We start from the raw sequence: 24,764 nt of genomic DNA on the forward strand, positions 1-24,764 counted from the left end.
GCAGACTAATACGCGTTATAGAGATACAGTCCAAAGATCACCGCGATGAGGATCAAGGCGACGGCCAAAAACATGACGATCCACGAAGATGCCCGAAACTCGCCCCGGTTGATGCCAGCACGCTTGCGCAAATACGCCAAGGTCGCGGAGACAAACGTGAGACAGCCGAGTACCAAACTCGCGTACCCAACTGCCTTGATCAGCACATCCGCCTTGCTACTCGCGACACCGCGCAATTCAAAGTGCAGGCTCGTCGTCACAAAGCCGACGCCCATAATCGCAATTGCGGTGCGGATCCACGCTAGAAAAGTGCGTTCATTGGCCAAATGTTGTTGTACGTACTTAGCTTCGTTGTCGTCGCGCACAGGTTACCATCCGCCTTTTCTACAACGCTGCAGCTTAACGCCCGATCCAACACAAATTATCGAAGTAGGGTCAAATCAGCTTGCACTTTGCGGTTCGAACGGACAAGAATCGCTCCTGTTCGCTCTGCGCCCTCCTGCTCTATCATCGACCGCCTCTTTGTCGGACATGCATGTCGATCCGCCCCGCCGCAACTGTCGGGTCAATTTGTCACGAAACCGGGGGTCACCTCATAGATCAGACTATTGATCGGATTGGTCGAACGAAATTATCGACGAGGAGAAGGTGTGTGCCGTGATAATTGCCAGTCGATTTCTCCGCCTGACGACCCCACCCATGAGCGGTCCCGACGTGATTGCCGTGCAACGGCGACTGACGGTCCTTGGCTTCTACAATGGGTCTTCGGACGGCATTTATGGCCAGGCGACGGCGAACTCAGTGACTGCGTTTCAATCCGCAAACGGCCTGCAGCCAGACGGGATTGTGGGGCCACATACGTGGGTCGCACTGGGCATCGGGCAAGTCGACTGGGGTGGCGGAAGGTATCATATCGTCGTCGACACAGAGCGCAATTTCCTGGCGCTTTATACCACGAACGTCCTCACGGCCACGTACCGTGTGGCCACGGGCAAGCCAAGCACCCCGACGCCCATCGGCAACTGGGTCATCATTGAAAAGGAACCGAACCCAGGCGGCCCTTTTGGGTCGGCGTGGATGCGCCTATCCGTACCAAACGGGGGATATGCCATTCACGGCAACGACGATCCGACCTCCATCGGACAATCTGTGAGCCATGGCTGTGTACGACTTGCCAACGCCGACGCGGCCACCGTCTTCGACACCGTGCCGCTGGGCACCCTCGTCACGGTGACCGGTCAACTGGCGACGACCAGGTTGCTCTACCGAGGGACGACGCCTGGGAGTGACATCGCCGAAGTACAAGAGATGCTTCGGGTCCTTGGCTACTATACCGGACCCACCGACGGAGTCTATGGCACGCTGACACAAGCTGCTGTGCAAGCATTCCAACGGGCCTACCAGTTGACGCCAGATGGAGTCGTGGGCCCACAGACCATCGTGGCCATTCAGTCTCGATACGACATTGCGCTTGGGGACGTAGAGCCGTAACAGGTGCGGGTATGCCGCGGCATCCCCGTGCGGCTTCGCGTTGGACAAGTTGCTGCAAGCAGGCGGATGTCCGCTGGTGACTCGAGTGACCGAAAATTTTCCCCACGATCCAGCCGCGAACGGGTAACTTAGGGTGTAAAATATTTGCTGCGTAAAGTAAAGTGAGACGAACTGGAGGGTGCGACGTGTTCAATAGGCCAACGTACGATTTGCGCGACCCATTTCCTTGGTACGAGTACATGCGTTCCAATCAGCCGGTGTGGCAGGAGGACAGCGGTGCGTGGCACGTGTTTCGCCACGACGACGTCAAGCGAGTGCTATCCGACCACGAGTCGTTTTCGTCGCAGCGCGGTACCACAGACGACCCAAGCAACCCTATCAGCGCCAGTCTAATCAGTTCTGATCCGCCCCGTCACCGCCAACTCCGCACACTGGTGTCGCAGGCATTTACCCCCCGCGCTATCGACGATCTCGCCGGGCGCATCGAACAGATTGCGGCGGATCTCCTCGATGCGTTGCCACAGGGGGATATTGAGATCGACATCGTGGAAAGGCTGACGACGCCGTTGCCGGTGATCGTCATCGCCGAATTGTTGGGCGTCCCATCCAGTGAGCGTGCGCGCTTCAAAGAGTGGTCGGACGCAACTATCTCGGGTTCGAGGCAGCTGGACGCGGGCGAAGAGTTGACGTTCAGCGACGCGCAGCGAGAGATGGTCAAGTACTTTTCGAAGATGATTGCAGGGCGCGTAGAGGCACCAAAAGACGACCTCATCAGCGGCCTCGTCGACGCGAAAGTCGACGGCGAGTCGCTGTCGCAAATCGACATCCTCGGATTCTGCATCCTCCTCCTCGTCGCCGGCAACGAAACCACGACAAACCTTCTATCCAACGCGCTCTACACGTTACATGAGCGGCCGGCGCTGTGGGATGAACTCGCAGAGGATAAAGGACTCATCCCGCCCTTTATCGAAGAGGTGCTGCGGTTCCGCTCGCCCGTCCAACACATGTATCGCACCTCCAAACACGAGGTGCAGCTATCCGGGGTCACCATCCCAGCCGGGAGCCACCTCGTCGCTTGGATTGGGTCCGCCAATCGCGACGAGAAAGTCTATGAAGGCGCCGAGAAATTTCAGATCCATCGACCTGCGCGCAACATCGCCTTCGGGCACGGCATCCACTACTGCCTTGGGGCACCGCTAGCGCGATTGGAGGCAAAGATTGCGCTGGAGGCGCTGTTAGCGCGGTATGCGTCTGTGCAGATCCCGTCGCTCGCGGATTGCAAGCCGGTGCCGACCAGACTCGTCTACGGATTCCAGACCATGCCGACGCGACTTGAGAGCCGCCGCAGATAACCCCAGTTACCACAGGCACAAAATATAAACCGCCTGAGGCGCAATGCCCTCAGGCGGTTGGTCGTGATGGCGTATTCACCGTATGACGGCCACGCGATGTCAATCTGACAGGGTCACAAGACCTCAACACAGCCTATATTGTGGAAGATGATGACCAGTCAAAGCGCAATTTCAAATATTCGTTGATGTCCGTCGGAGCGTTTCTCGACGACGAGAACACCCAACGACTTTCTTTTCACGAATACGGGACAAGTTGCATACACAGATCCCGAGGGTTGAATGGAGGCTGTCCAGCCGCGCGGCATTCTCGCATCAATGAGTTGGTACAACTTGTCGTCCTGTGCCGTTCCGGTCAACTTCGGCAAGAACCCCTCGGCGTAGGAATACCAAATTTCACATACTGCCTGCGAAACTTCGCGCAAGCGCATCGTCTCCGTGATCACTTTATTCAACCTGCACCGCTCCCCGCTATCAAAATGCCTCTCTTGGCAACAGCGTGGCCACGATTGCAACGAAAAATACATTCGCAGCTACGAGGAGCGATAGATTCGTGTCACTCCGTGTGCCTGATCAAAACATATGAATCATCAGAGCGATATTTGCTTAAATTTTCTTCCACCACGGCGAACCGCATGATGATGAATCAGCGGTTTATTCGGTCCACGCTCGAATGCCATCGGCTAAACATGCTCGCGGCGCTGTTCGGCATAGCCCTTTCGCGCGTAGAGATGGGCGTCCGCGGCGTCGAGGCACATGGGCCAGTCCATCTCCTCGATCCAGAAGACACACCCCACGCACACCTCGTACGGCTTTGCCTGAAACCGGTCTATGACCTCCTGGCGCACCTGTTCAGCCGTCACTCCCGGCGCACTGTACAAGAAGACGAACTCGTCGCCGCCAAAGCGGGCGGCGAGGCCGTGCTGCCCAATAGCATCCGACAACGTGCTGGCGATGTCGAGAAGCACGTCGTCCCCTCGCGCGTGTCCGTATTCATCGTTGATTCGCTTAAAGGAGTTCACGTCGACCACTCCGACGACGATGCCGGCCCCTGATGACTTCGCATCCGCCTGAACGTCCGGCAGAAAATGCAGCAGCCCACGACGGTTGAAGATCCCCGTAAGCGGATCGCGCCGACTGTAGTCTTCAGCCTTCCGGCGCTCCACGAGCAATTCTACGATGAGCGACACCTGTTCAGCACACACAGACAGGACGTCCTCGTCATGGATGACCGACCCTTGGCGGCGCCCAAGCACCATTGCGCCAATCGGAACGCGGTCGACGTCGAGTACCGGCCAGGCACCAACATGGGCGATGCCGGATCGTTCAAAGTGATGCTGCCAATTGTGTGGCAATGCAAAGATGGGCTCCCACACCCCACTGCATTCAAACGAAGGGGTTCCTAAACACCACTTGCTCGTTTGAACTAAGCTTTCCAACTGCTCCCGATGACCAGCCATTCCCCAGGACTCATAGACCCGGACGCTCGTATCGAGCTGTCCGAGGTGGTTGCGCAAAAAGCGCCTCTTATAGATGAATATTCCCGCATCGATGTCGAGGTGATGGCGCAATGCGTATGCGACCCGCCTAAGAAGGTCGGTACCGCGCACCGCTCGCGACCACGTTCGCGACTCTTGAATGAACTCGGCTAGTCGTTGCATGAGCGGTTATGCGCCTCCCTCCACCTGTCCATTCCTACTATACACAATTACGTAAGATAGTAAATATCAGTATAATCTTACGTGGGTTGTGAATTTAGAATTTTATAAATGGAGAACATCTGGGGAATAAACGGTGAACAAATATGTAACAACGTATGTATAGACTTCGAATTGTAATTTGGAGACCGTGTTTTGCACAATTACATCTGATAAAATTCCTGCTAGTGAATTGAGAGGCGGTGTACAAGTGGATGTCTTCGTATCCTACTTAAATGAAGCCTGCATTATTATCAGTGCAATCTGTTTTGCTATTGGTTGGGTGTATATCCGTAAACACCGCGTTCGCATCCATCGTCGCTGGATGCTCACGGGCGTCGTGTTTGCTGCCTTGTTTTTCATTATATATGCGGCCAAGACGTTTTTCATCGGTGACACGGAATTTGGTGGACCCAAATCGTTAAATACGTTCTATTATGTCTTTCTGCAAGCTCACTCCGTCCTCGCGACAATCGCTGCCATTTTCGGGGTGATAACCCTCGTCTATGCCGCGCGCGGACGCTTCTCTCGGCACCGGAAGATCGGTCCTTGGACCGTCGTCATTTGGTTCGTTACGGCGGCGACGGGGCTCGTCGTCTTCTTGCTGCTCTACGTGGTGTTTACACCCGGCCCGACGGCAAACCTCTGGCACTCGTACCTCGGACATTGAGTTTCCAGCGAAGGGGTGTCTGACTGCGCGGCAACGCTGCGCGTCGGACAACCCCTTTCCTTTCCCACCGCAATATGCTAATGCTGAAATGGACGAGAGGTGATTTAGATGACGAAACGAGTCGTCATTGTAACTGGCGGTGCACAAGGTATCGGTCTGGGTATCAGTTACGCGTTTGCCCGCACGGGATCAAATGTCATCATCGCCGATGCCGACGAAGAAGCTGGACGCGAAGCGATGGAGGCGTTTGACGAACGGGGATATACAGGTCGATTTGTGCATACAGACGTCAGTGACGCGCAGCAGGTAAAGGCCCTGATTGACGGAGTCGCTCAAAAGGAAGCGCGTATCGACGTCGTCATCAACAACGCCGCGAAGTTTGACGGCGGGCCAATCGAGAGCCTTCCAGTCGAGGCCTGGGACCGGGTCATCGGCGTCAATTTGCGCGGCCCCTTTCTCATGGCAAAGTATGCCGCACCCTTCTTGCGCCAAGCGTCTCCTGGTGTGATCATCAACATGGCATCCACCCGCGCGCTGATGTCCGAGGCCAATACAGAGCCGTACTCGGCCTCGAAGGGCGGCATCGTGGCGCTCACCCACGCATTGTCCATCAGCCTGGGACCAGACGTTCGCGTGAATGCCATTTCGCCTGGGTGGATTGAAGTTGGCGATTGGAAGAGAGCACGGGACAGAACCATCCCCCACCACCGTCGAGAGGACGACGAACAACACCCTGTCGGGCGCGTCGGTGTCCCAGATGACATCGCAAATCTATGTCTATTTCTCGCGTCGAAGGAATCGTCGTTTATCACGGGTCAAAACTTCGTCGTGGACGGCGGGATGACGAAGAAAATGATCTACGAACCAGATTAATAGCGTTCGAAAGGAGATAAACCCGGATGACGTCCTTTCAATACATGTGCACGACCCAAATCGATTTTGGTGTGGGCGCGGTCGAGCGCCTGCCCGAGAAACTCCAGGCGGCTGGATTCGGCCGCAGGTTGATGGTCGTCACTGACCCAGGACTAATCGAGGCGGGAATTGTCGAGAAAGTGGTTCAACCGCTCCATCGGCACGGCTACACCGTCACGCTGTTTGACCAGGTTCAACCGAATCCCCGCGATGCGGATTGTCTGGCGGGCGCACAACTGCTGCAGTCGCGTTGGTGTGATGCCGTCGTCGCCGTAGGTGGTGGCAGCGCGATGGACACCGCGAAGACGATTGCCCTGTTGGCGCGCCACGGCGGCACGCCACAAGCCTACGCCGACGGCAAGCGCGCATATGGCGGGTTGGCGCCCGTTGCGTGCGTTCCAACGACGGCCGGAACCGGCTCGGAAGTCACCCGAAGCGCCGTCATCACGGAACAGTCAACACACCGCAAGATGACGCTGAAACACGAGTGGCTCCGACCCACCTTAGCCATTCTCGATCCCGCCCTCACCATCACCGTCCCTCGCCCGATCACGGCGGCCACCGGCGTGGATGCATTGGTTCACGCGATAGAGGGGTACACTTGCAGGCGAACGCAGCCCATTTCGCAGGCGTTCGGCGCGCAGGCGATGGGGCTCATCGTTCGAGCGCTGCCGAAAGCGTATCGAGACCCGCTCGATTTGGAGGCGAGGTCTGACATGCTGCTGGGCAGCCTGCTGGCAGGGTTGTGCTTTGGGTCGGCGGACGTCGCGGCCGTGCACTGTCTGGCAGAAGCGCTCGGCGGCTTATACGATACGCCGCATGGACTGGCGAACGCAGTGTTCCTGCTCCCGGTTCTCAAGTACAACGCGCAGGAGCACGTGGCATTGCACGCCAATGTCGCGCGCATGACGGGGATGGCCTCCGACGGGGACGAGCCAACGACCGCGGTGGAAAAGTTGTTGACCGGTATCGAAGCTTGGTTACAAGAGCTTGAGATCCCGGCGCTGTCGTCACTGCCGCGCGTGTCCCGAGAGGACAGCGAAAAAATCGTCGAACTGGCGCTCGCCAACAATTCGACAGAGAGTAACGTCCGCACCATCGACGCAAACGCCTATCGCACCATTCTCGACGAGACGTTCCGACAGGTCGGACTGTAAAATTGCGGATAGGACGAATTGTGGTATCTTGAATAGGCATTGACAGTTACTTGAAAGGGATGTGCTCCTGTGAAGATTCTCATCACTGGTGGTGCCGGATTTATCGGCTCCCACGTCGTTAACGCATATATTGAGGCCGGTCATGAGGTCGTCGTGATCGACAACCTTACGTCAGGCACGCAGAGTCGCGTTCATCCAAAGGCCAAATTCTACATGATGGACATTCGCTCCGACGAACTCGAGGAGGTCTTTGCCCGCGAGAAGCCGGATGTGGTCAACCACCACGCTGCGCAAAAATCCGTTCCAAAATCGGTCGAAGACCCACAGTATGACGCGGAATTTAACGTGATGGGTCTACTCAACCTGCTCGAATGCTGCCGCAGGCACGCAGTCCGCAAGTTCATCTTCATCTCCTCCGGCGGCGCGCTCGCAGGCGACGCACCTGTGATTCCGACGGATGAAAGCGTCAATCCGGTCATGATCTCCCCATATGCCATTCACAAATACGTGGGCGAAAAATACCTTCACTTCTACCGCGTGACCTATGGCCTGCATTACACTGTACTGCGTTATGCGAACGTGTATGGTCCGAACCAAATTGCAGACGGAGAGTGTGGCGTCATTCCGATTTTCATGAACAACATCCTCTCTGATAAGCCGTCGACGGTGTTCGCCTACGCCGACCAGCCGCGCGGGACGACGCGCGACTACGTCTACGTGGAAGACGTCGCAGAGGCAAACGTCCTGGCCCTGACCGGCGCCAACGACGAAATCCTGAACATCGGCAGTGGCGAAGAGATTCACACGGAGGACGTGTATCATCTCATCGCTAGGATCGCAGGCTCGACGCTGCCGCTGCACCACGCTTCCGAGCGCGTTGGCGACGTGCGCCGCAGCGTTCTCGACTGCACGAAGGCAAAGGAAGTGCTTGGTTGGACCCCGAGGACGAGCCTCGAGCAAGGTGTGAAAAAGACGCTTGATTGGCTGAACAGCCAGAGAGCGTAATCCCCAATCTATCTCGTCTGTGCAGCGCGGGCCCCAAGCTGGCCCGCGCTACATTCATTTTGCAGTTCTGCCCCACGCTATTGGCGAGTGGGGTGATCCCCCAAACCGCCTGTGTTCGCCACTTCGCTTCCTATTCAGTCCCCTGATTCCGGAGAGCACATTCGAGGGTTGTCCTTTTTTTACCTCATCTACCATTGGCCCGACATATCAGCACCTCGCTAGGAATACGTTGTATGGCATGACGTAGAGGCTAGCAAAGAAGGTGTACAGTTGAACATCCCGAATTTCTTGCGCGCCAGCGCAGCCCTTCTGTGCGTGGGCGTACTGATGGCCGTTTCCGGCTGTGCGACAAACTACGCTCCCGCCACAAACCGCACTCAAACTATCTCAAACCAAACCACAGGCAACAACCAATCCAAAAACACAGAACATTCTTCGGAAGGAGATTCGGGTACGCCGTCAGCGAAGCAAACGACAACCAAGCCAACCCCACCACCCATGGTCAAACTTGGATCGGACACGGCAATGGCGAGCTATCTCAATGAGAGCCTCAGCCTTCTTGGCTATATGCCTGTGCAATTCACGCCTGCACGCCAGATGACAACAACTGTGGCCATGCAGACCTTAAGCCAAACAAAAGCACCACTTCCGGGTGGATATGCTTGGAAAGATAAAGGAACGGCCGGGCAATTGAGCACGCTCTGGTCCCCGCTCACGGACAATGTGATCACCGAGGGCGCGCTCATGCGTTTCCAGGACGACCACCACCTCGCGGTCGACGGCGTTGCCGGACCACAGGTCTGGCAGGCCCTTAGTGCCGCGCTCAAGGCACAACAGACGACACAGGCACCTTATCTGTTCATTACCGTGACCGAACACCCCACCGAGGTTCTAAAGGTGTGGAAGAATGGTACTGTGGCCCTGGAAACTCCCACTAATACCGGGATCAGCCAGAGCCCGACCGCACTTGGTACGTGGCCCATCTATCTGCGCTATCAATCGCAGGAGATGAAAGGGACGACGCCTTGGGGCACCACCTACGATGATCCCGGCGTTCCCTATGTGAACTACTTTTATCAAAGCGAGGCCGTCCACGGATTCCCCCGCGCGTCCTATGGGTCACCGCAGAGCATGGGCTGCGTGGAAATTCCTATCGCAACCGCACAGACGGTGTATAACATGGTCTCCCTCGGGACACTCGTGTCAGTGCGTTCTTCGTAGTTGGTTCGCTCCTATTTCTGCGCTAGAATCGGAGTGACTAGCAACGGAAGGAGACGGTTTCATGCAACGTCGACCACTGGGTCACAGCGAGATTCACGTCAGCGAGATCGGCTTTGGCTGCATGTCTATCGGCACGAACGAAACTACCGCTTCCGCTTTGTTGCACTTTGCGTTTGACCAAGGCGTGCGCTTTTTCGACACGGCTGACTTGTATGACCAGGGGAAAAACGAAGAGATCATCGGTGCGGCATTGGCAGACAGGCGTCATGACGTCGTACTTGCGACGAAGGTGGGCAATCGGTTTGAACCTGGAAAACCCGGATGGACCTGGGATCCATCGCCCCGCTACATCCGACAAGCGGTGGATAATAGCCTTCGCCGGTTGCAGACGGACTATATCGACTTGTACCAACTGCACGGTGGAACGATGGAAGACCCGTTTGAGGACATCGTGGAGCTGATGGAAAGGCTGCGGGAAGAGGGGAAAATTCGCGCCTACGGAATCTCTTCCATCCGACCAAATGTCATTTTGCGGTACCTCGCTGGATCGAATATCGACAGCGTAATGATGCAGTACAGCCTGCTAGACAGGAGGCCTGAAGAGTGGTTTCCCACACTTGCGGAGCACGGTGTATCTGTCATCGCACGCGGCCCGGTCGCGCGCGGCCTCCTCTCCAACCTCGAGAAACCGTTTGGCGACGAGGAACGGTACGTGGATCGAAATAAGGCAGAGGTGCAATCGGCGCGCGATGCCGTCCGGGAACTCGTCAATCCATCGCGGACCTCCGGTCAAACGAGTCTGCGATACTCCCTTCACCCGAGTGTGGTGGCCTCCGCCATCCCTGGGGCGAGTGGCATGTTACAACTCTCCGAAAACATCGACACGGCGAACGTCGCCCCCCTCACATCTGAGGAAATCGGCAGGTTACAGCGCGCCGTCCGGCAAAATTCGTATGCCGAGCACCGCCCGTTCCCTTGAACAAAAATTGGGCCGATTACTACGACACGCGTCGAATCGGCCCAATGCAAAACCTTATTCGTTCACCCGCAGCTGACCATCATCGGTCACGTCGATGTTGGACGCCGGCGTCGGTGTTGGCAACGTCTGAATCAGAGTAGACTTTCCGGACGGATCTTCGCTATACACCGAAGTGACATCCCCATTGCTGTCGATGTCCCCATAGTAAACCGTGTTCCCGACCACCGATATCAATGCGGCATTCAACTGCACGCGATGCGCCACATAATTGTTATCAAAATACAGAACGTTGTATGATCCGTTCAGTCGATCCTCGAAATACAATCGGTTCTGCGTGTCCGACACGGCGATGTTTTTAATATACCGACCGCCGATAGGCACCTCGTCGACGTGTTTCATCGTGTCAATATGGTAGATGACGCTCGTGGTGCTGGTGTTGATCAAGATGTACACATCGTTCGTGTATTGACTGAACGCAATTTTTGCAAACGCGGCATCTGGCGCGAGTTGCGCAAAATCCTGAACGATGACCTGCGAACCATCGTCTACATCCACCGTTTTCAATTCGAGGTTACCTGGCTGAACTCGTTCTCCGACGAACACGTTCTCGTCTGAGATCCAGGAGATGTACTGCACCGGATACGTGTTCTTCGCCGCACTGACCTCTTGCTTCGTCTCCAAATCGTAGATGTGTAAAACGTTTGCCCCATCGACGTACGTCGCGTATTGGTCGTCCGGTGAGACGGTTACAAACTTGTATTTAGCGCGCAATTGCTTCACCTTTGCTTGCTCCGTCTGCGACAAGGACTCCGGCTTGGCCTGGTTGTTCAGCAGGGATTGCACTCCCTTATTGGCTACGCTGAACAGATGGTTGTAGTGATAAAACACCCCCAACTGAACGACCGTGACGATGGCTACGAACCCCAGCAGTTTTCTCCCGATTTTGCGCGCCATCATTGGCCTCCTTTGCCCGACTCCGGCATAACTACTATTGATGTAGAGACTTCTCTTTCACCGAGCACATCCCACGGGGTGTTCACGAGTTTGCCATTGTAGACCATGGTGGTCGATGATCCGCCGTCGAGATTCGCTGCGATAGTCGCGTGATATTTGAGCATCAAGGCTTTAATGTCGTCATACGTTGCACCTGGTTGATTGATTTCACGGCCGTTTGTCACGATGAGAATCACTGTGCCATCCGCCGTCTGGCCAATGGCTGTACGCGGATTTCTCCCCTCGTCGCTCTCCGTCGTGACGGCTTTCCCATCCTGCACGAGGACAGGTCCAAAACCGACGGCCTCCTGCGTGTTCAACCCGCGCAGCTGTGGCAGTGAGTACGCACCCGCTATCATCTGCCCGCCAGCCGTAAACGCGATGACCGGTTGCGGTTGGGTCGTCGAGCCTGTGATACTCAAAAGCTGACCGTCGTGCATCGTGATCCCCTGCGGGTAGGCCCCTGTGCCCTGTTGGTTCGTATCGACGAACCCGCCGCCGTTGATGCCCGCTACAGCTCCCGATTCCTTCACCATGTCCGAAACCGTTTGCCCGTGTTGGTGCAAATATTTCGTCGCGACGACCTTAATTCGCTTCGGGTCCTTCACGAGCAGGATGTAGGCAGTAAACAGACTCTCCTTGTCCGTAATCTCTTGAATCGATCCGTCGTGCGTATCGAAATTTTCCCGCGTGATGTCATTGATGGGCTTCGTCGTCGTCACCAATTGCTCGGACAACGCATTCTGTCGAATCACCGATTCGGGAAGCGTGTACAATGACAGCGGACGCAGCAAATAACCGTGCCGTGTGGCATCCAGGCTGTCAATCAAATACCCCTTCAGCGCTGGGAAAGGCCCTTGGAAGATCCAAAGAGACGTCGAGACGTATAAGTAGACGACGCCAAAGACGACGTATCCGATCCAGCGGAGGACGGGGTGTCCAGTCTTTTTTTTCGGCTGTGCTCCTTCTTTCGACTTACTGTGCTTTCCACGACTCATATATAGACAGACACCTACTCGATTTGATTTGGCTTGATTTTATCCGTTTACGGAATATGAGCATACTTTGGACAGATTACAGTCAGAATATCCTTATACCATTCTAATCGACAAAAATCATCAGGCAACTCCAAAAATCGCTAGAGATAGATCTGTTACAATTTCGTCGAGGGATTGGAAATTATGTAGAGATTATGAGTTACCATCAGCGGTGGAAATGTTAACATATCGAGATGAAATCAGCGTCAAATGAGGTGCACCAAAGATGAATCGAGCGGAGTATATCGAACGACTTTTTCCCGCTGATCCTATTCTATGTCAAACCGTCGAATCTATTTCACAGGCTGGACTTCCGGCGATGTCCGTCAAACCTGAACTGGGCAAACTTCTCACCATTTTCGTAGCGACCACCGGGGCCAAAAGGGTGTTGGAAATCGGGACATACGGGGGATACAGCGCGATTTGCCTGGCACGGGGCCTCGCCGCGGACGGGTCCGTCACTTCACTTGAAGTCCGCGAGGAACACGCGAGGTTAGCAGAGGCAAACATCGCAAGGGCAGGCTTGACCAGTCGCGTCGAGATTCTGCTCGGGGACGCATTGACGTCACTTCGAACCCTCGCAGAGGGTGGCTCGACGTTTGACGTCGTGTTTATCGACGCAGATAAACCAAACTATCCGCAGTACTTAGAATACGCCTTGTCGATGTCGGTCCCAGGAACGGTACTGATAGCCGACAACGTGCTGTTGCGCGACAGAGTGCTCGACGAGTCGAACCAAAGTCCGTCACCTGTGGCCGTCCGCGCGTTTAACCAAACGTGGATGTCGCATCCGCGACTCGATGCCACCATCCTCTCCGCACACGATGGCTTCGCAATCGCGCGGGTGCGCAATTGACCATTCCTCAATACGAGTGACCTTTTTGTCTAGATGGCGTTCACCCCGTTTCAGACACGAATCGTTGACGAAGGTCGTTCGGTTGACGGAGCAAGACGCGCTTATGCGCGGTGTAAGCGTCCGATGACAGGGCAATCCGCCCGCTTCGGGCGCTTTTCTTGCCTCTAGTCGAAAATTGTTAAAGTGTGGTATGCTCACAGAGAGTAAACACCCCAAAGTATCTCTTTGAAGGAGTGAACCATTGCACCCTGCTCTCAACCATGTTCAGAACCATCTGAATTCCACTCTCAACACTTCTACTCGGCCCACTCTAGGCCCCATAAGAAGGGACGCCCACCATGCACGTCTTTCTAGATCTGATGTGGTTTTTTAAGACGCGAAAAAAACACTATACCATCGGTATCCTACTACTTATATCCGTTTCTTTTATCGGCCTCTTTCCACCGAGAATCATTGGCCGCTTCGTCGATCACGTCCAGCACCACACGCTGACCGCCCAATTCGTCTGGCTCTCCGTCGTCTCCATCGGACTCATGGCACCCGCGATGTATGTGCTGCGGTACTACTGGCGCGTCCTGCTGTTCGGCTCCGCCATCGAATTGTCGACGACGCTGCGCCTGCGCCTGTTCCAGCACCTGAGTAAAATGTCGCCGACATTCTATCAGAAGCACCGCGTCGGGGACCTCATGGCGCACGCGACAAACGATATTCAGGCCGTCGAGTCGACGGCGACGGATGGCATCTTGACGCTCGTCGACTCGATTTCCACCGGCCTGCTCGTCATCGCGACGATGGCCGTGACGATTGACTGGAAACTGACGATTGCAGCGCTCTTGCCGATGCCCATTATGGCGTACACGACGAGTCGCTACGGAAACATCCTGCACCGTCGCTTCGAAGTGGCACAAGCTGCCTTTAGCGACTTGAACGACAAAGTTCACGAGAGTGTCAACGGCGTGCGCGCCATCAAAGCATTTGGTCAGGAGGACAACGATATCGCGTCATTTAGCGCGCTGTCACAGGACGTCGTTCAGAAAAACATGGCAGTCGCGCGCATCGATGCGCTGTTTGACCCGACGATTCAAGTCATCGTCGGCGCGAGTTTCTTCCTGGCTTTCGCCGTGGGCGCGGTATTCGTGGTTCACCATCAGCTGACGCTCGGTGATTTGACCAGTTTCTCCATTTACCTCGGGCAACTCATCTGGCCGATGCTCGCGTTTGGCTTTCTGTTTAACATCGTGGAGCGCGGTCGGGCCTCGCATGACCGAGTTCAAGCCATCTTGTCCATCGCTCCCGACATCGTCGATCCACCGCATGCGCTGCACCACGTCGAATCCGGGGACTTGACGTACCAGATTCAGCGATTTGTCTATCCAGGCAGTCACGACGCCGCACTCCTCGATGTCCAGTTCACGCTGAAGCCGGGTCAGACGCTTGGCGTCGTGGGCAAGACCGGCAGTGGGAAAACGACGCTGTTACGCCTCTTGCTCAGAGAATTTGACGTCGACGACGGAGATATTTTCATCGGCGAGCACACTATCTACGGTGTAACACTCGACGAAGTCCGCCGCCACATCGCGTACGTCCCACAAGACCACTTTCTCTTCTCGGCTTCAGTGGCGGACAACATCGCGTTCGGGCGATTTGGTGCCACGAGGGACGAAATTGAATCGGTGGCGAAACTGGCTAGTGTCCACGACGACATCCTCGGGTTTCCACAGGGCTATGACACGCTGGTCGGTGAACGGGGTGTGACGTTGTCAGGCGGCCAAAAACAGCGTATTTCTATCGCCCGAGCCTTGCTCTTAGACACCGATATCCTGATGCTCGACGACTGTCTGTCGGCCGTGGACGCCCGAACGGAAGCGGCGATTCTCGCCGGGATCAAGTCTCGCGGCGGCAGGCAGACGACGCTCATCGCCACCCACCGGCTCTCGGCAGTGGAACACGCCGATTTGATTCTGGTGCTGCAAGGCGGCCGCATTTCCGAACGCGGTACGCATTCGGAACTGATGGCGAAGCGCGGCTGGTACGCGACCATGTATGAACACCAACAACTCGAAGCCATGGTGGAGCAAGGAGGTGCTGTGTAATGGAACACGCCGAAGAATACGTATACACCGTCGGCAAAGGTGTGCTCCGGCGCCTCGTCCACTATGCCTCCCCGCACAAAAATGTCGTGGCCGGCGCCATGGGCATTCTGGTCCTCGCCACCGTCACAGATGTACTCGGGCCGATACTCATGAAGACGTTCATCGACAAATACCTGGCGGTACAGTCATTTCCGCCGACGGACATCATCCTGCTGGCGGTTTCCTACCTCGTGTTGCAGTGGATCACCGCGACAGGCAACTATACGCAGATGATCCTGTTCCAACGCGTGTCGCAGCACGTCATCCAGACGCTTCGGGTGCAGGTGTTTTCGAAGGTACAGCGCCTCTCTGTCTCATTCTTCGACCGAACGCCTGCGGGTTCTCTCATCTCGCGCATCACCAACGACACGCAGGCGATTGAGGACTTGTTTACAAGTGCGCTCGCACCGTTTTTGCAGAACGGCATCTTAACCATCGGGATTCTCATCTCCATGTTTGCACTAAGTGTTCAATTGGCGCTGATTTGCCTACTGCTCATCCCGGTCTTTCTGTTCATCATGGCGATGTACCGGAGATTGAGTTTTCGGGTGTTTCACTTGGCGCGCCACCGCCTCAGCGAGTTGAATGCCTCGCTTAACGAGTCCCTGCAAGGCATGTACTTAATTCAGGCGATGCGGCAAGAAGCGCGACTCATCCAGCAGTTCTCAAGCGTCAACAACGCGTACAAACAAGCGCGCGTGCGCAATATCAAGATAAACTCCATGATGTTGCGTCCCCTCGTCGACATCATTTACTACGCCACGCTCATTTTAGTGATTGCCTTTTTTGGCTTTCACTCATTGACGAGCGTGGTGGACGTCGGCGTGATATACGCGTTCGTCAACTATCTAGAACGTTTCTTCGAACCAATCAACACCATCATGGAGCGGCTCAACATTTTACAACAGGCTTTGGTGGCGGCGGATCGCGTGTTTCGGCTGCTCGATGAAACGTCCCTGGCGGATGTGGGCAAAGGGGGCGAACACCCAAGGATCACACGCGGAGATGTGGTGTTTGAGAACGTGTCATTTTCGTATGACGGCGTACACCCAGTTCTCTCGAAAATCTCTTTTCACGTGAAACCTGGTCAAACGGTGGCGCTCGTGGGGCACACAGGCAGCGGGAAGAGTTCGATTGTCAATTTGCTAATGCGATTTTATCCTTACACTTCGGGACAAATCCGCATTGATGGGGTACCACTGGAACGCTATCAGGACGGTGAGCTTCGCTCGCAACTTGGTCTAGTTTTGCAAGACTCCACCTTGTTCACCGGAACGATTGCGGACAATATCCGGTTCGGCCGAAACGGCGTCGACGACGATAAGGTGCAGTGGGCGGCCCGATTCGTTCAAGCTGATCCGTTTATCGCCCAGCTCCCGGACTCTTTCCAACACCGGATCAAGGAACGCGGTGCCGCATTTTCGAGTGGGCAGCGACAATTGTTGTCGTTCGCCCGTACGATTGCAGGAGACCCGAAGGTCCTGATTTTGGACGAGGCGACCGCGAGCATTGACACAGAGACGGAAGAGGCGATTCAGACCTCGCTGCGGCGCATGCGAATGGGGCGAACGACCATCGCCATCGCGCACCGTCTTTCGACGATTCAAGATGCGGATTTGATTCTCGTGCTTCAGCATGGAGAGATTGTCGAGCGTGGAACGCACCAGGAATTGTTGAATCACGGCGGGCTGTATCACAAGATGTACTTGCTTCAAAAAGGTGTCGGAGAAAGAGCCTGACGTAGATTCGCACATTGAAAAAGAGGACTGAGGGGCATGATGGCACTCAGTCCTCTTTGTGATGCGTCAAAGTCATTTCTAGATGGCCGGCGTGAAGATTGTCGCAGCCGTGCACGCTAACCATTCCGGCGGCGTACCCATATCCATCCCAGCGCGACGAAGAGCAAAGAGAGAAGCACAGCGAGCGGGAAAAGCGTGTACTCTACACGAATCGCCTCTATAGGGTCCAAATCGGCGCCAACTTGCGCGGGCACCGAGGCGAGCACCTTTCCGTTCGCACCTTCCACTTCGAGGGTCCCGATCACGCTTCCCTTCGCCATGGGGTGACCCAAAAACGCGTACTCGATGGAGTCATGGTACTGGGGTGCATCGTCCTTTGGTACGGTAGCCGTGACGGTTTCCGTCGCTTGCACCGCTACAGACGTTCCCTTGGGACCGGCAAGTTCTGCAACGGTCTGACCTTTGCGGACGATTGTCCACGTCTCATAGTGAGCAAACGCATAATCGAGCAATTGGCTCGCATCGTGCCGAATGGAGTAATCCGTGGGGTTGTCCATGAGCACGGCGAGAAAGGTGTCCGTTCCACGCTTTGCCGCCACCACTAACGTCTCATGGGCAACACTGGTAAACCCAGTCTTTAAACCGATACATCCTGGATAGTAGAACAGCATAGTGTTGAGGTTCTCCAGTTTAGATTGCCATGCCTTCCCCTTCCAATCGTAATATTTCGTCTGTACAATTTTCCGAAACTCAGGATACTGCATGGCAGCTCGAGCGATGACCGCCATATCGTAAGCTGTCGTCTGATGTTTTGGGTCGGGTAACCCATTCGGATTGTCGAAATGCGTATGGGTGGCGCCAAGGGACTTAGCCTCGTCATTCATCATCGTCGCGAACTTCGATACGGAACCGCCGTAGTGTTCAGCGATGTCTACGGCCGCGTCGTTCGCGGAGTCCAGTAGCAGGCCGTACAGAAGGGGCTCCAACTCTTCCACTTCGCCCGGCACCATGTAGAGCTTGTCCGGTGGCTGATTCACCGCGTTCTTGCTAGCCGTGAGCCGGTCGCTCAACTTGCCGTATTTTAACGCCAACAGTGCCGTCATAATTTTGGTAATACTCGCCGGATAATGTTCCGCCAAAGGATTCTTCGCGTAGACAATCGCCCCCGTATTCATGTCCATGACGACTGCCGCTTGCGATACGATACTCGGCCAGCTCTTTGAATCCACCCCACTGACGTAGGGAACCCCTCCCAGAATCGATTCATCCAGCACGGGCGCCTTTGAAGCCGCCATGGCGTTCGATGGAGATGCGACAAGCAGTGCTGCACTTGTGACCAGCACCCCCATCAACTGAAAGAGGCGCTTCCCTCCTGCGCGTCCGACCCATTTCACCAATCACCAAGCCCCTTGTCGAGTAATGTCGATAAATTCATCCCCTTATCATAGTTGTATTTCACCCTAATTGACTAGAGGGGGCAGTGCAAAACGACCGTTTGGTTGTCAGCGAACAGGTCAAATGCAGCAAAAAAAGAACTACCGCTTACCATCACGAAGATGCGTAAAGGGTAGTTCTTTTTTCAGTCTTCGATTTACGCCTTGCTTCCAGCACCCGTGCCGAGAGACGGTGAATCCTCTACGTGTCTTCCGCTGGACGGCGGAAGCGTCTGCATGGCGATGAAGCAAAGAGAACCGAACAATCCTGTCACCACTGTGACGTGCGTCAAAAATGCCGGCAGCGACACGTGGCTTGCAACCAAGTAAAATCCGCTGAACGCCTGTAAAACCACGAATGATAGCGCGAAGATGCTTCCTATAAACAAGTCCCGTCGCTCGTTGCGCATCTGTACAGCAAGAACGAAGAGAACCAGCACCCAAAGCACGAGAATGCCAGCCAGCGACCGATGTGTCCAATCCAAGAGCAGTGCATGGTGCGGCGCGCTCGCCGACTCGGTTGGGATTGGAATTCCACGGAACAGTCCACCTACACTTGCACTCGAAATGTACGCACCTACGTACATGGCGATGTAGATGTATGGCCCCGACAACCAGGCCCACCACCTGTAACTTCGGTTGGGCAACGGCTTGCGAATCGGCAAGGGCACTCCGCTGACGAGCGACGCCTCCCACACTCGTTCGATCCGCCAGACGTTGATGGTAAGCAATAGCACACTACTGAACGCCAACAAGGACACGCCGAAGTGCGTGGCGATGACGGCGGGTGGCTCATTCCAGACGACCGCAATGGCGCCGAGGACTGCTTCCAGAATGACGAAAAAAATGCTGATACCCGACAGAATCGGGATTTCCGGCCACTTCCGATATCGCCAACTGGCGATAATGGCGGTGGCCAGGAGGAGCACCGTCAAAATCGGTACATTGATGCGATGCGAATACTCGATGAGCGTCCGCCAATTGGTCAGACTCGGGATGATCTGCCCGTTACAGGTGAGCCACTGATGGCCACAAGCAAAAGCAGAACCGGTATCTGCATCTGCAAAGCCGATTGTATTGACGATGAGCGTCTGTATCGTCGATAAAATCCCAAGGACGAATACAGCGATGCCCCATCCACGATTCCGCGGCATATCAGCACAACTCCATTCACATCATTAGACAGTTGCTACGCGACGACCGCCTTGAAGGCCATAATCCAGATGGAACCTGCGACTACGGTAAATGCGATGAATATCGCAAAGAAAATCGCAGGGACCTGCCACGCCTTGTCGTCACTTTCAGTAAAGTGCATGAACATGTAGAGCTGGACCAACAACTGACCGACACCCAAGATGACGATGACGGTGATCACCAGCGCAGGCGGTTGGTGCGTGGCCAACGCCAACCAGAATGCGATAGCCGTCAGCACTAAGGAGATAAGAAGCCCCCAAATGTGCTTCCACGGAAAACCGGTTTCCTGATGGAACTTGTGATTGGTCTCCATGTCACAACACCTTCCCTGTCAGATAGACTACGGTGAAGATGAAAATCCAGACCGCATCGAGGAAGTGCCAGTAAATACTCACGATAAACACTTTACGCGCAGTGATGGGCGTAATGCCTCGACGCAGCAACTGGACGACTAGTCCAGACATCCAGAGGATACCCATACTTACGTGACAACCGTGCGTTCCGACGAGCGTAAAGAACGCCGACAGGAACCCACTCGTTTGCATGCGCGCTCCACTCGACACGTCCTGAACGAACTCCGTGACTTCAAAGCCGATAAACACGAGGCCAAGGGCAATGGTGATGAGCAGCCACATGACCATCGCGTTGCGATTACCACGCCGCATTTCATATGTCGCAAGGCCACACGTAAACGAACTGAACAACAGTGCGATGGTTTCAATGGTGAAACCCGTGACGTCAAACAGTTGACTCGATGTCGGTCCACCCGCGGTGCGACCGTGCATCACGACATAGGTTGCGAACAAACAAGAGAACAAGACTAAGTCAGAACCGAGGAATACCCAGAACCCAGCAATGCGAAGACTGTTTTCTTCGTTGTGGTATTCGACGGGAACGGACGGATCCACGGGGTGATGACCACCGTGAACCGCCGTATGCGCGTCCGACATCCTTACAACCTCCCTGCCGCAGCTTCTGTCTTCTCGATTTCTTCCACCGGAATGTAGTGATGGTCGTCATACTCGAACGAACGTAGTGCCAAGGTGACGAGTACGCCAGCCAGACCGATAATCGCAAGGATCCACCACTCAAAGACGAATCCCCAACCGGCGATGAAGAAGAACACGCTCATGATAATCGGTCGACCAGAATCGTTCGGCATGTGAATCGGTTCAAACGGAACGCCCTTCGGACCATTGATAGACTCGCCGTTCTTCTTCATGAGTAACCACGCGTCGCGACCCTTTACTTCCGGAATGCGAGCAAAGTTGTAATGTGGCGCTGGCGAAGTGGTTGCCCACTCGAGTGTCCGTGCATCCCAAGGATCTCCGGTCGTATCCCGTTCGCCAAAGCGTGCGCTCCAGAGGATGTTGTACACGAAGATCAAGAACCCGACACCCATCAACAGCGCGCCAAACGTTTCAATCAAGTTGATAACGCCCCAACCGTACCCAGCTTGGTACGTGTACACGCGGCGCGTCATCCCCATGAACCCAAGGAAGAACATCGGGAAGAAACAGATGTTAAAGCCGATCATAAACGTCCAGAAGTGCCATCTGCCCAACCGTTCGTTCAACAATACGCCGAACATCTTTGGCCACCAGTAGTAGAGGGCGGCAAAGACGCCAAATACGGTACCGGCGACGAGCACGTAGTGGAAGTGCGCCACCAAGAAGTAACTGTTGTGGTACTGATAGTCGGCTGGTGGAACGGCAAGCATGACACCCGTCAAACCACCAATCAGGAAGTTCGGGATAAAGCCGACTGCCCACAACATCGCGCTCGTATACTCGATACGGCCCTTGTGCATCGTGAACAACCAGTTAAACAGCTTGACGCCAGTCGGAACTGCAATCGCCATCGTCGAGACGCCAAAGAACGAGTTGACGCCTGGACCCGCGCCCATCGTAAAGAAGTGGTGAACCCACACGACGAAACTCAGGATGGCGATGGAGACCATCGACACGACCATCGCGGAATAACCAAACAGCCGTTTGCGCGCAAACGTGCTGAAGACTTCCGAGAAGATGCCGAACGCCGGCAGAATGACGATATATACTTCTGGATGGCCCCAAATCCAGAACAAGTTGACGTATTGCATGGGCATACCGCCCGCGGTGATCGTAAAGAAGTGCGCCCCAAAATCGCGGTCGATGAGCAGCAGTGCGAGCGCCACCGTCAGGACTGGGAACGCGAAGACGATGATCACGGACGTGATAAATACAGACCACGTGAACATCGGCATGCGCATCAGCGTCATACCTGGCGCCCTCATGCGCAAAATCGTCAAGAGGAAGTTCACGCCAGTTGCGATGGTACCAATACCCGTGATCTGCAGGGCGACCAAGTAGTAATTCTCGCCCGGGCCCGGATCAAACATGGTTTCCACGTAAGGCGTATAACTCGTCCACCCACCATCTGGCGAACCGCCGATGACGAACGACAAGTTAAAGAGCATTGCAGCTACGAAGAACAGCCAGAAACTAATGGCGTTCAAATAGGGGAATGCGACGTCGCGACAACCGATTTGTAGCGGGACGGCGACGTTGAAAAAGCCAATCAGCGCAGGCATCGCCATGAACAAGATCATGATGGTACCGTGCGTGGTGAAAATCTGATCATAGTGATCGGCGTTTAGTAAGTGAAGCCCTGGCCAAGATAGCTGTGCACGCATCAGCAAGCCATCTGTACCGCCGCGGAACAGCATCAAAATGGCGGCAATCAAGTACATAATCCCGATTTTCTTGTGGTCCACTGTCGTAAGCCAGTTGTCCCAGAGCCACTTCCACAATTTGAAGTAGCTGAGGACGACGATGATACCGATAGTGGCCAGCGCAATGAGAACATCGGACGTCCAGATCATCGGACCTTCGTCGAGCATAAAGAAATGCACGGCCCACTGCCGGAAGTTATCCACTCCCGCTTCCTCCCTTGCTACGCGACAAGCGAGTTGTCACGTTTGCTGATGTTGCATTGTTATTGCGGATTTGCAGACGAGAACGCCATCTTCGGAACGATGCCCGGCGCGCTCAGTTGATTATTCGCTTGTTTCGTCAAAGCTGGCTTGGTTTGCTTGATGGTTTGAACCCACTTGGCAAAGTCGGCCGAGGTAGTTGCGTTCACATCGAACGTCATCGCAGCAAAGCCGCGACCCGAGTACTGTGCACTTCGCCCTTGATAGGTGCCAGGATGGTCAGCCTCTAGCCACAGCTTCAAGTCGTGACCTGGCATGTTGAACTCCATCCCGCCGAGTGCAGGTACCCAGAACGTGTTCATCGGCCCGTCCGAAGTCAACTCGAAGTCGACTGGTTGGCCTGCTGGGATGTTGACGTAGTTGACCGTCTCAATGCCTTGAGCCGGGTACTTAAACACCCATTTCCAGCGTTCTGCAATGACGTCGATCACGAGCGGATTGTTTGACGCCCCCTGCGTCGTGGCGACATCCGCCTTCGGTGGCTTCACGAGTTTATAGGTGACGGCCACGGTAGGAATCGCAAGCGCGATGACAATGATGAGCGGGATGATGGTCCAGATGGACTCCCAGCGAGCATTGCCCTCGATTTCTGGTGGAACGTAATCCTTGTTCTCTGGCGTGGCGCGATATTTGACGATCATGTAGAAGAAGATCACAAATACGGCCAACACGACAATCATCATCAGCGCAAATGACCAGATGATCAGGTAGTACTCGCTTCTAGCAACCGGCCCTTGAGGACTGAGTACAGGCATGTACTTTGCCGAGTTACAGCCGGTAAGGGCAAACATGGACAGCCCCACTACGAGAAAGAGGCTGCGAAGTCGACGCCCAGTTGGCTTCATCGTCGCTTTCGTCTCCTTTCTGTCTATGAGATATGTAGAACAGTGCCCAACGACGAGAGAAATCAATGGCCTTGGACGAACCCAAGTATGAATACAGGAACCGCATCGGCCCTCGACTTCAGCGCGTATAAAACGAGCACCGCCTCAGACGCCATATAGATGATACCAGAGTCGGTTTCAATTGGCGCTCTCACAGTTGAAGAATTTGAAAAAGCTTCACAAGCACTTCACAGTTATGTAAACACTTGTTTGCCTATTCGTCACAAAAGAGCAACAAACCCCCTTGATGTTGCTAGCATTGCCCCCTTCACAGTCGCACGAACGTGTTTTAGTCTACACAACAAGCCATTATTGGATTTTTCCAGCCAATTTAAACCGTGCTAAGATGCATTCAGGAGGTGTGCCTTTCGTGCACGATGCCACGACATTTTACGACATTGTGGGCCGGTTCGCAAAAGACTACTATGTGCCGGACATCTTATTGCCAACTTCCTCGTGTATCTTCGTCCTCGAATCCCCCCACAGTCAGGAGGTCAAACACGGCGCACCCGTAGCCGGAAGTTCCGGTGCGACGATGAGCAAGCACCTCTTTGGGCCCGAATGCGCGCGGCAGCCGCTCGGCCTTCTGGTCAAGGAGAACGCCCGGACGCGGGAGAATCCGCGCCTCAATGGCATCGGCCTCGTCAACGTGTGCAATGTTCCACTGCAGAAGTCGGCCTACGGAACCAAACCACCTGCGTCCATCCCAGACGATTGGTTTGCAGACATGGAATACGTCCGATCGAACAGCCAGCGGGTAAAGTACCAGACGGATCGGCAGAATCAAATTCAGGATTGGCTGACGGGGAATTTGCGGGCGAAACTGTTGACCTTTTGCAAGAAGCAGTTGACGCTCATCCCGTGCGGGCGCTTCGCCCAAAAGTACGTGCGCCTGGCAGCTGTCCACGACGATAGCTGGGTCGTCATCGACGACGTTCCCCACCCTTCGTACAACAGTTGGGATCGACCTCGGTACCAAGCGCAGGTGGCGGCCGTGCGCCGCGCGGTGGAGCGGGCAGCAACCCTACTTCGGTGAAACTA

At 55.1% G+C, this 24,764-nt stretch carries 23 protein-coding genes; 12 read left to right on the forward strand and 11 right to left on the reverse strand.

Annotation, left to right across the window (positions count from 1 at the left end):
• Nucleotides 1–5: 5 nt before the first annotated feature.
• Nucleotides 6–365, reverse strand: coding sequence for a YidH family protein (locus NZD89_RS25325; protein WP_268005430.1), 360 nt, complete (start codon nucleotides 363–365; stop codon nucleotides 6–8).
• A 292-nt stretch (nucleotides 366–657) separates the two neighbouring features.
• Between NZD89_RS25325 and NZD89_RS25330 the strand changes: the two genes are divergently transcribed.
• Together NZD89_RS25330 and NZD89_RS25335 are read left to right on the forward strand one after the other, a co-directional pair.
• On the forward strand, nucleotides 658–1,491 hold the full coding sequence (locus tag NZD89_RS25330) for a L,D-transpeptidase family protein (protein ID WP_268005431.1): 834 nt from the start codon (nucleotides 658–660) through the stop codon (nucleotides 1,489–1,491).
• A 185-nt stretch (nucleotides 1,492–1,676) separates the two neighbouring features.
• A complete protein-coding gene (locus NZD89_RS25335; RefSeq protein ID WP_268005432.1) occupies nucleotides 1,677–2,843 on the forward strand; it encodes a cytochrome P450 in 1,167 nt (388 codons plus the stop codon).
• 158 nt (nucleotides 2,844–3,001) lie between these two features.
• Here the strand turns inward: NZD89_RS25335 and NZD89_RS25340 are convergent, their stop codons facing one another.
• Together NZD89_RS25340 and NZD89_RS25345 are read right to left on the reverse strand one after the other, a co-directional pair.
• Nucleotides 3,002–3,295: a hypothetical protein gene (locus NZD89_RS25340; RefSeq protein ID WP_268005433.1), complete on the reverse strand. Its 294-nt coding sequence runs from the start codon at nucleotides 3,293–3,295 to the stop codon at nucleotides 3,002–3,004.
• 228 nt (nucleotides 3,296–3,523) lie between these two features.
• Nucleotides 3,524–4,501, reverse strand: a complete 978-nt coding sequence (locus NZD89_RS25345; protein WP_268005434.1) for a GGDEF domain-containing protein — start codon at nucleotides 4,499–4,501, stop codon at nucleotides 3,524–3,526.
• 247 nt (nucleotides 4,502–4,748) lie between these two features.
• Here NZD89_RS25345 and NZD89_RS25350 point away from each other — a divergent pair, with 247 nt between their 5' ends.
• From NZD89_RS25350 to NZD89_RS25375, 6 genes are all read left to right on the forward strand, one after another.
• Entirely contained in the window at nucleotides 4,749–5,207 is a 459-nt protein-coding gene (locus NZD89_RS25350; RefSeq protein ID WP_268005435.1) for a DUF420 domain-containing protein, read from the forward strand.
• A gap of 108 nt (nucleotides 5,208–5,315) precedes the next feature.
• Nucleotides 5,316–6,080, forward strand: coding sequence for a glucose 1-dehydrogenase (locus tag NZD89_RS25355; protein WP_268005436.1), 765 nt, complete (start codon nucleotides 5,316–5,318; stop codon nucleotides 6,078–6,080).
• A gap of 26 nt (nucleotides 6,081–6,106) precedes the next feature.
• Nucleotides 6,107–7,276, forward strand: coding sequence for an iron-containing alcohol dehydrogenase (locus tag NZD89_RS25360; RefSeq protein ID WP_268005437.1), 1,170 nt, complete (start codon nucleotides 6,107–6,109; stop codon nucleotides 7,274–7,276).
• Nucleotides 7,277–7,345: 69 nt separating this feature from the next.
• The gene (locus NZD89_RS25365) at nucleotides 7,346–8,281 is read left to right on the forward strand and encodes an NAD-dependent epimerase/dehydratase family protein (RefSeq protein ID WP_268005438.1); all 936 of its coding nucleotides are present in this window, start codon (nucleotides 7,346–7,348) and stop codon (nucleotides 8,279–8,281) included.
• A 270-nt stretch (nucleotides 8,282–8,551) separates the two neighbouring features.
• Entirely contained in the window at nucleotides 8,552–9,502 is a 951-nt protein-coding gene (locus tag NZD89_RS25370) for a L,D-transpeptidase family protein (RefSeq protein WP_268005439.1), read from the forward strand.
• Nucleotides 9,503–9,563: 61 nt separating this feature from the next.
• On the forward strand, nucleotides 9,564–10,481 hold the full coding sequence (locus NZD89_RS25375; protein WP_268005440.1) for an aldo/keto reductase: 918 nt from the start codon (nucleotides 9,564–9,566) through the stop codon (nucleotides 10,479–10,481).
• A 54-nt stretch (nucleotides 10,482–10,535) separates the two neighbouring features.
• On the opposite strand, the gene NZD89_RS25380 is transcribed toward NZD89_RS25375, so the two are convergent.
• Nucleotides 10,536–11,435, reverse strand: coding sequence for a hypothetical protein (locus NZD89_RS25380; RefSeq protein WP_268005441.1), 900 nt, complete (start codon nucleotides 11,433–11,435; stop codon nucleotides 10,536–10,538).
• Nucleotides 11,435–12,472 (reverse strand): phosphodiester glycosidase family protein, encoded by a 1,038-nt coding sequence (locus tag NZD89_RS25385; RefSeq protein ID WP_268005442.1) that lies wholly within the window; start codon nucleotides 12,470–12,472, stop codon nucleotides 11,435–11,437. Before NZD89_RS25385 ends, NZD89_RS25380 begins: the two co-directional genes overlap by 1 nt.
• 265 nt (nucleotides 12,473–12,737) lie before the next feature.
• Between NZD89_RS25385 and NZD89_RS25390 the strand changes: the two genes are divergently transcribed.
• The 3 genes from NZD89_RS25390 to NZD89_RS25400 all read left to right on the forward strand — a co-directional run bounded on the left by NZD89_RS25390 (nucleotide 12,738) and on the right by NZD89_RS25400 (nucleotide 17,238).
• Entirely contained in the window at nucleotides 12,738–13,367 is a 630-nt protein-coding gene (locus NZD89_RS25390) for an O-methyltransferase (protein WP_268005443.1), read from the forward strand.
• 338 nt (nucleotides 13,368–13,705) lie between these two features.
• On the forward strand, nucleotides 13,706–15,460 hold the full coding sequence (locus tag NZD89_RS25395; RefSeq protein ID WP_268005444.1) for an ABC transporter transmembrane domain-containing protein: 1,755 nt from the start codon (nucleotides 13,706–13,708) through the stop codon (nucleotides 15,458–15,460).
• Nucleotides 15,460–17,238 carry an ABC transporter ATP-binding protein gene (locus NZD89_RS25400; protein ID WP_268005445.1) on the forward strand — a complete coding sequence of 593 codons (1,779 nt, stop codon included), beginning with the start codon at nucleotides 15,460–15,462 and terminating at the stop codon, nucleotides 17,236–17,238. Before NZD89_RS25395 ends, NZD89_RS25400 begins: the two co-directional genes overlap by 1 nt.
• A gap of 116 nt (nucleotides 17,239–17,354) precedes the next feature.
• On the opposite strand, the gene NZD89_RS25405 is transcribed toward NZD89_RS25400, so the two are convergent.
• The 6 genes from NZD89_RS25405 to coxB all read right to left on the reverse strand — a co-directional run bounded on the left by NZD89_RS25405 (nucleotide 17,355) and on the right by coxB (nucleotide 23,684).
• Nucleotides 17,355–18,632: a D-alanyl-D-alanine carboxypeptidase family protein gene (locus NZD89_RS25405; protein WP_268005446.1), complete on the reverse strand. Its 1,278-nt coding sequence runs from the start codon at nucleotides 18,630–18,632 to the stop codon at nucleotides 17,355–17,357.
• Between the two features lie 197 nt (nucleotides 18,633–18,829).
• On the reverse strand, nucleotides 18,830–19,825 hold the full coding sequence (locus NZD89_RS25410) for a COX15/CtaA family protein (RefSeq protein WP_268005447.1): 996 nt from the start codon (nucleotides 19,823–19,825) through the stop codon (nucleotides 18,830–18,832).
• A gap of 35 nt (nucleotides 19,826–19,860) precedes the next feature.
• Nucleotides 19,861–20,178, reverse strand: coding sequence for a cytochrome aa3 quinol oxidase subunit IV (gene qoxD / locus NZD89_RS25415; RefSeq protein ID WP_268005448.1), 318 nt, complete (start codon nucleotides 20,176–20,178; stop codon nucleotides 19,861–19,863).
• A gap of 1 nt (nucleotide 20,179) precedes the next feature.
• The gene (gene qoxC, locus NZD89_RS25420) at nucleotides 20,180–20,815 is read right to left on the reverse strand and encodes a cytochrome aa3 quinol oxidase subunit III (protein WP_268005449.1); all 636 of its coding nucleotides are present in this window, start codon (nucleotides 20,813–20,815) and stop codon (nucleotides 20,180–20,182) included.
• 2 nt (nucleotides 20,816–20,817) lie between these two features.
• Nucleotides 20,818–22,746: a cytochrome aa3 quinol oxidase subunit I gene (gene qoxB, locus NZD89_RS25425; RefSeq protein WP_268008614.1), complete on the reverse strand. Its 1,929-nt coding sequence runs from the start codon at nucleotides 22,744–22,746 to the stop codon at nucleotides 20,818–20,820.
• 95 nt (nucleotides 22,747–22,841) lie between these two features.
• The gene (gene coxB / locus NZD89_RS25430) at nucleotides 22,842–23,684 is read right to left on the reverse strand and encodes a cytochrome c oxidase subunit II (RefSeq protein WP_268005450.1); all 843 of its coding nucleotides are present in this window, start codon (nucleotides 23,682–23,684) and stop codon (nucleotides 22,842–22,844) included.
• A gap of 409 nt (nucleotides 23,685–24,093) precedes the next feature.
• On the opposite strand from coxB, the gene NZD89_RS25435 reads away from it, so the two are divergent.
• The gene (locus tag NZD89_RS25435) at nucleotides 24,094–24,759 is read left to right on the forward strand and encodes a hypothetical protein (RefSeq protein ID WP_268005451.1); all 666 of its coding nucleotides are present in this window, start codon (nucleotides 24,094–24,096) and stop codon (nucleotides 24,757–24,759) included.
• Nucleotides 24,760–24,764 lie beyond the last annotated feature (5 nt).

It is taken from the genome of Alicyclobacillus fastidiosus (assembly GCF_026651875.1).
Lineage (GTDB): Bacteria > Bacillota > Bacilli > Alicyclobacillales > Alicyclobacillaceae > Alicyclobacillus > Alicyclobacillus fastidiosus.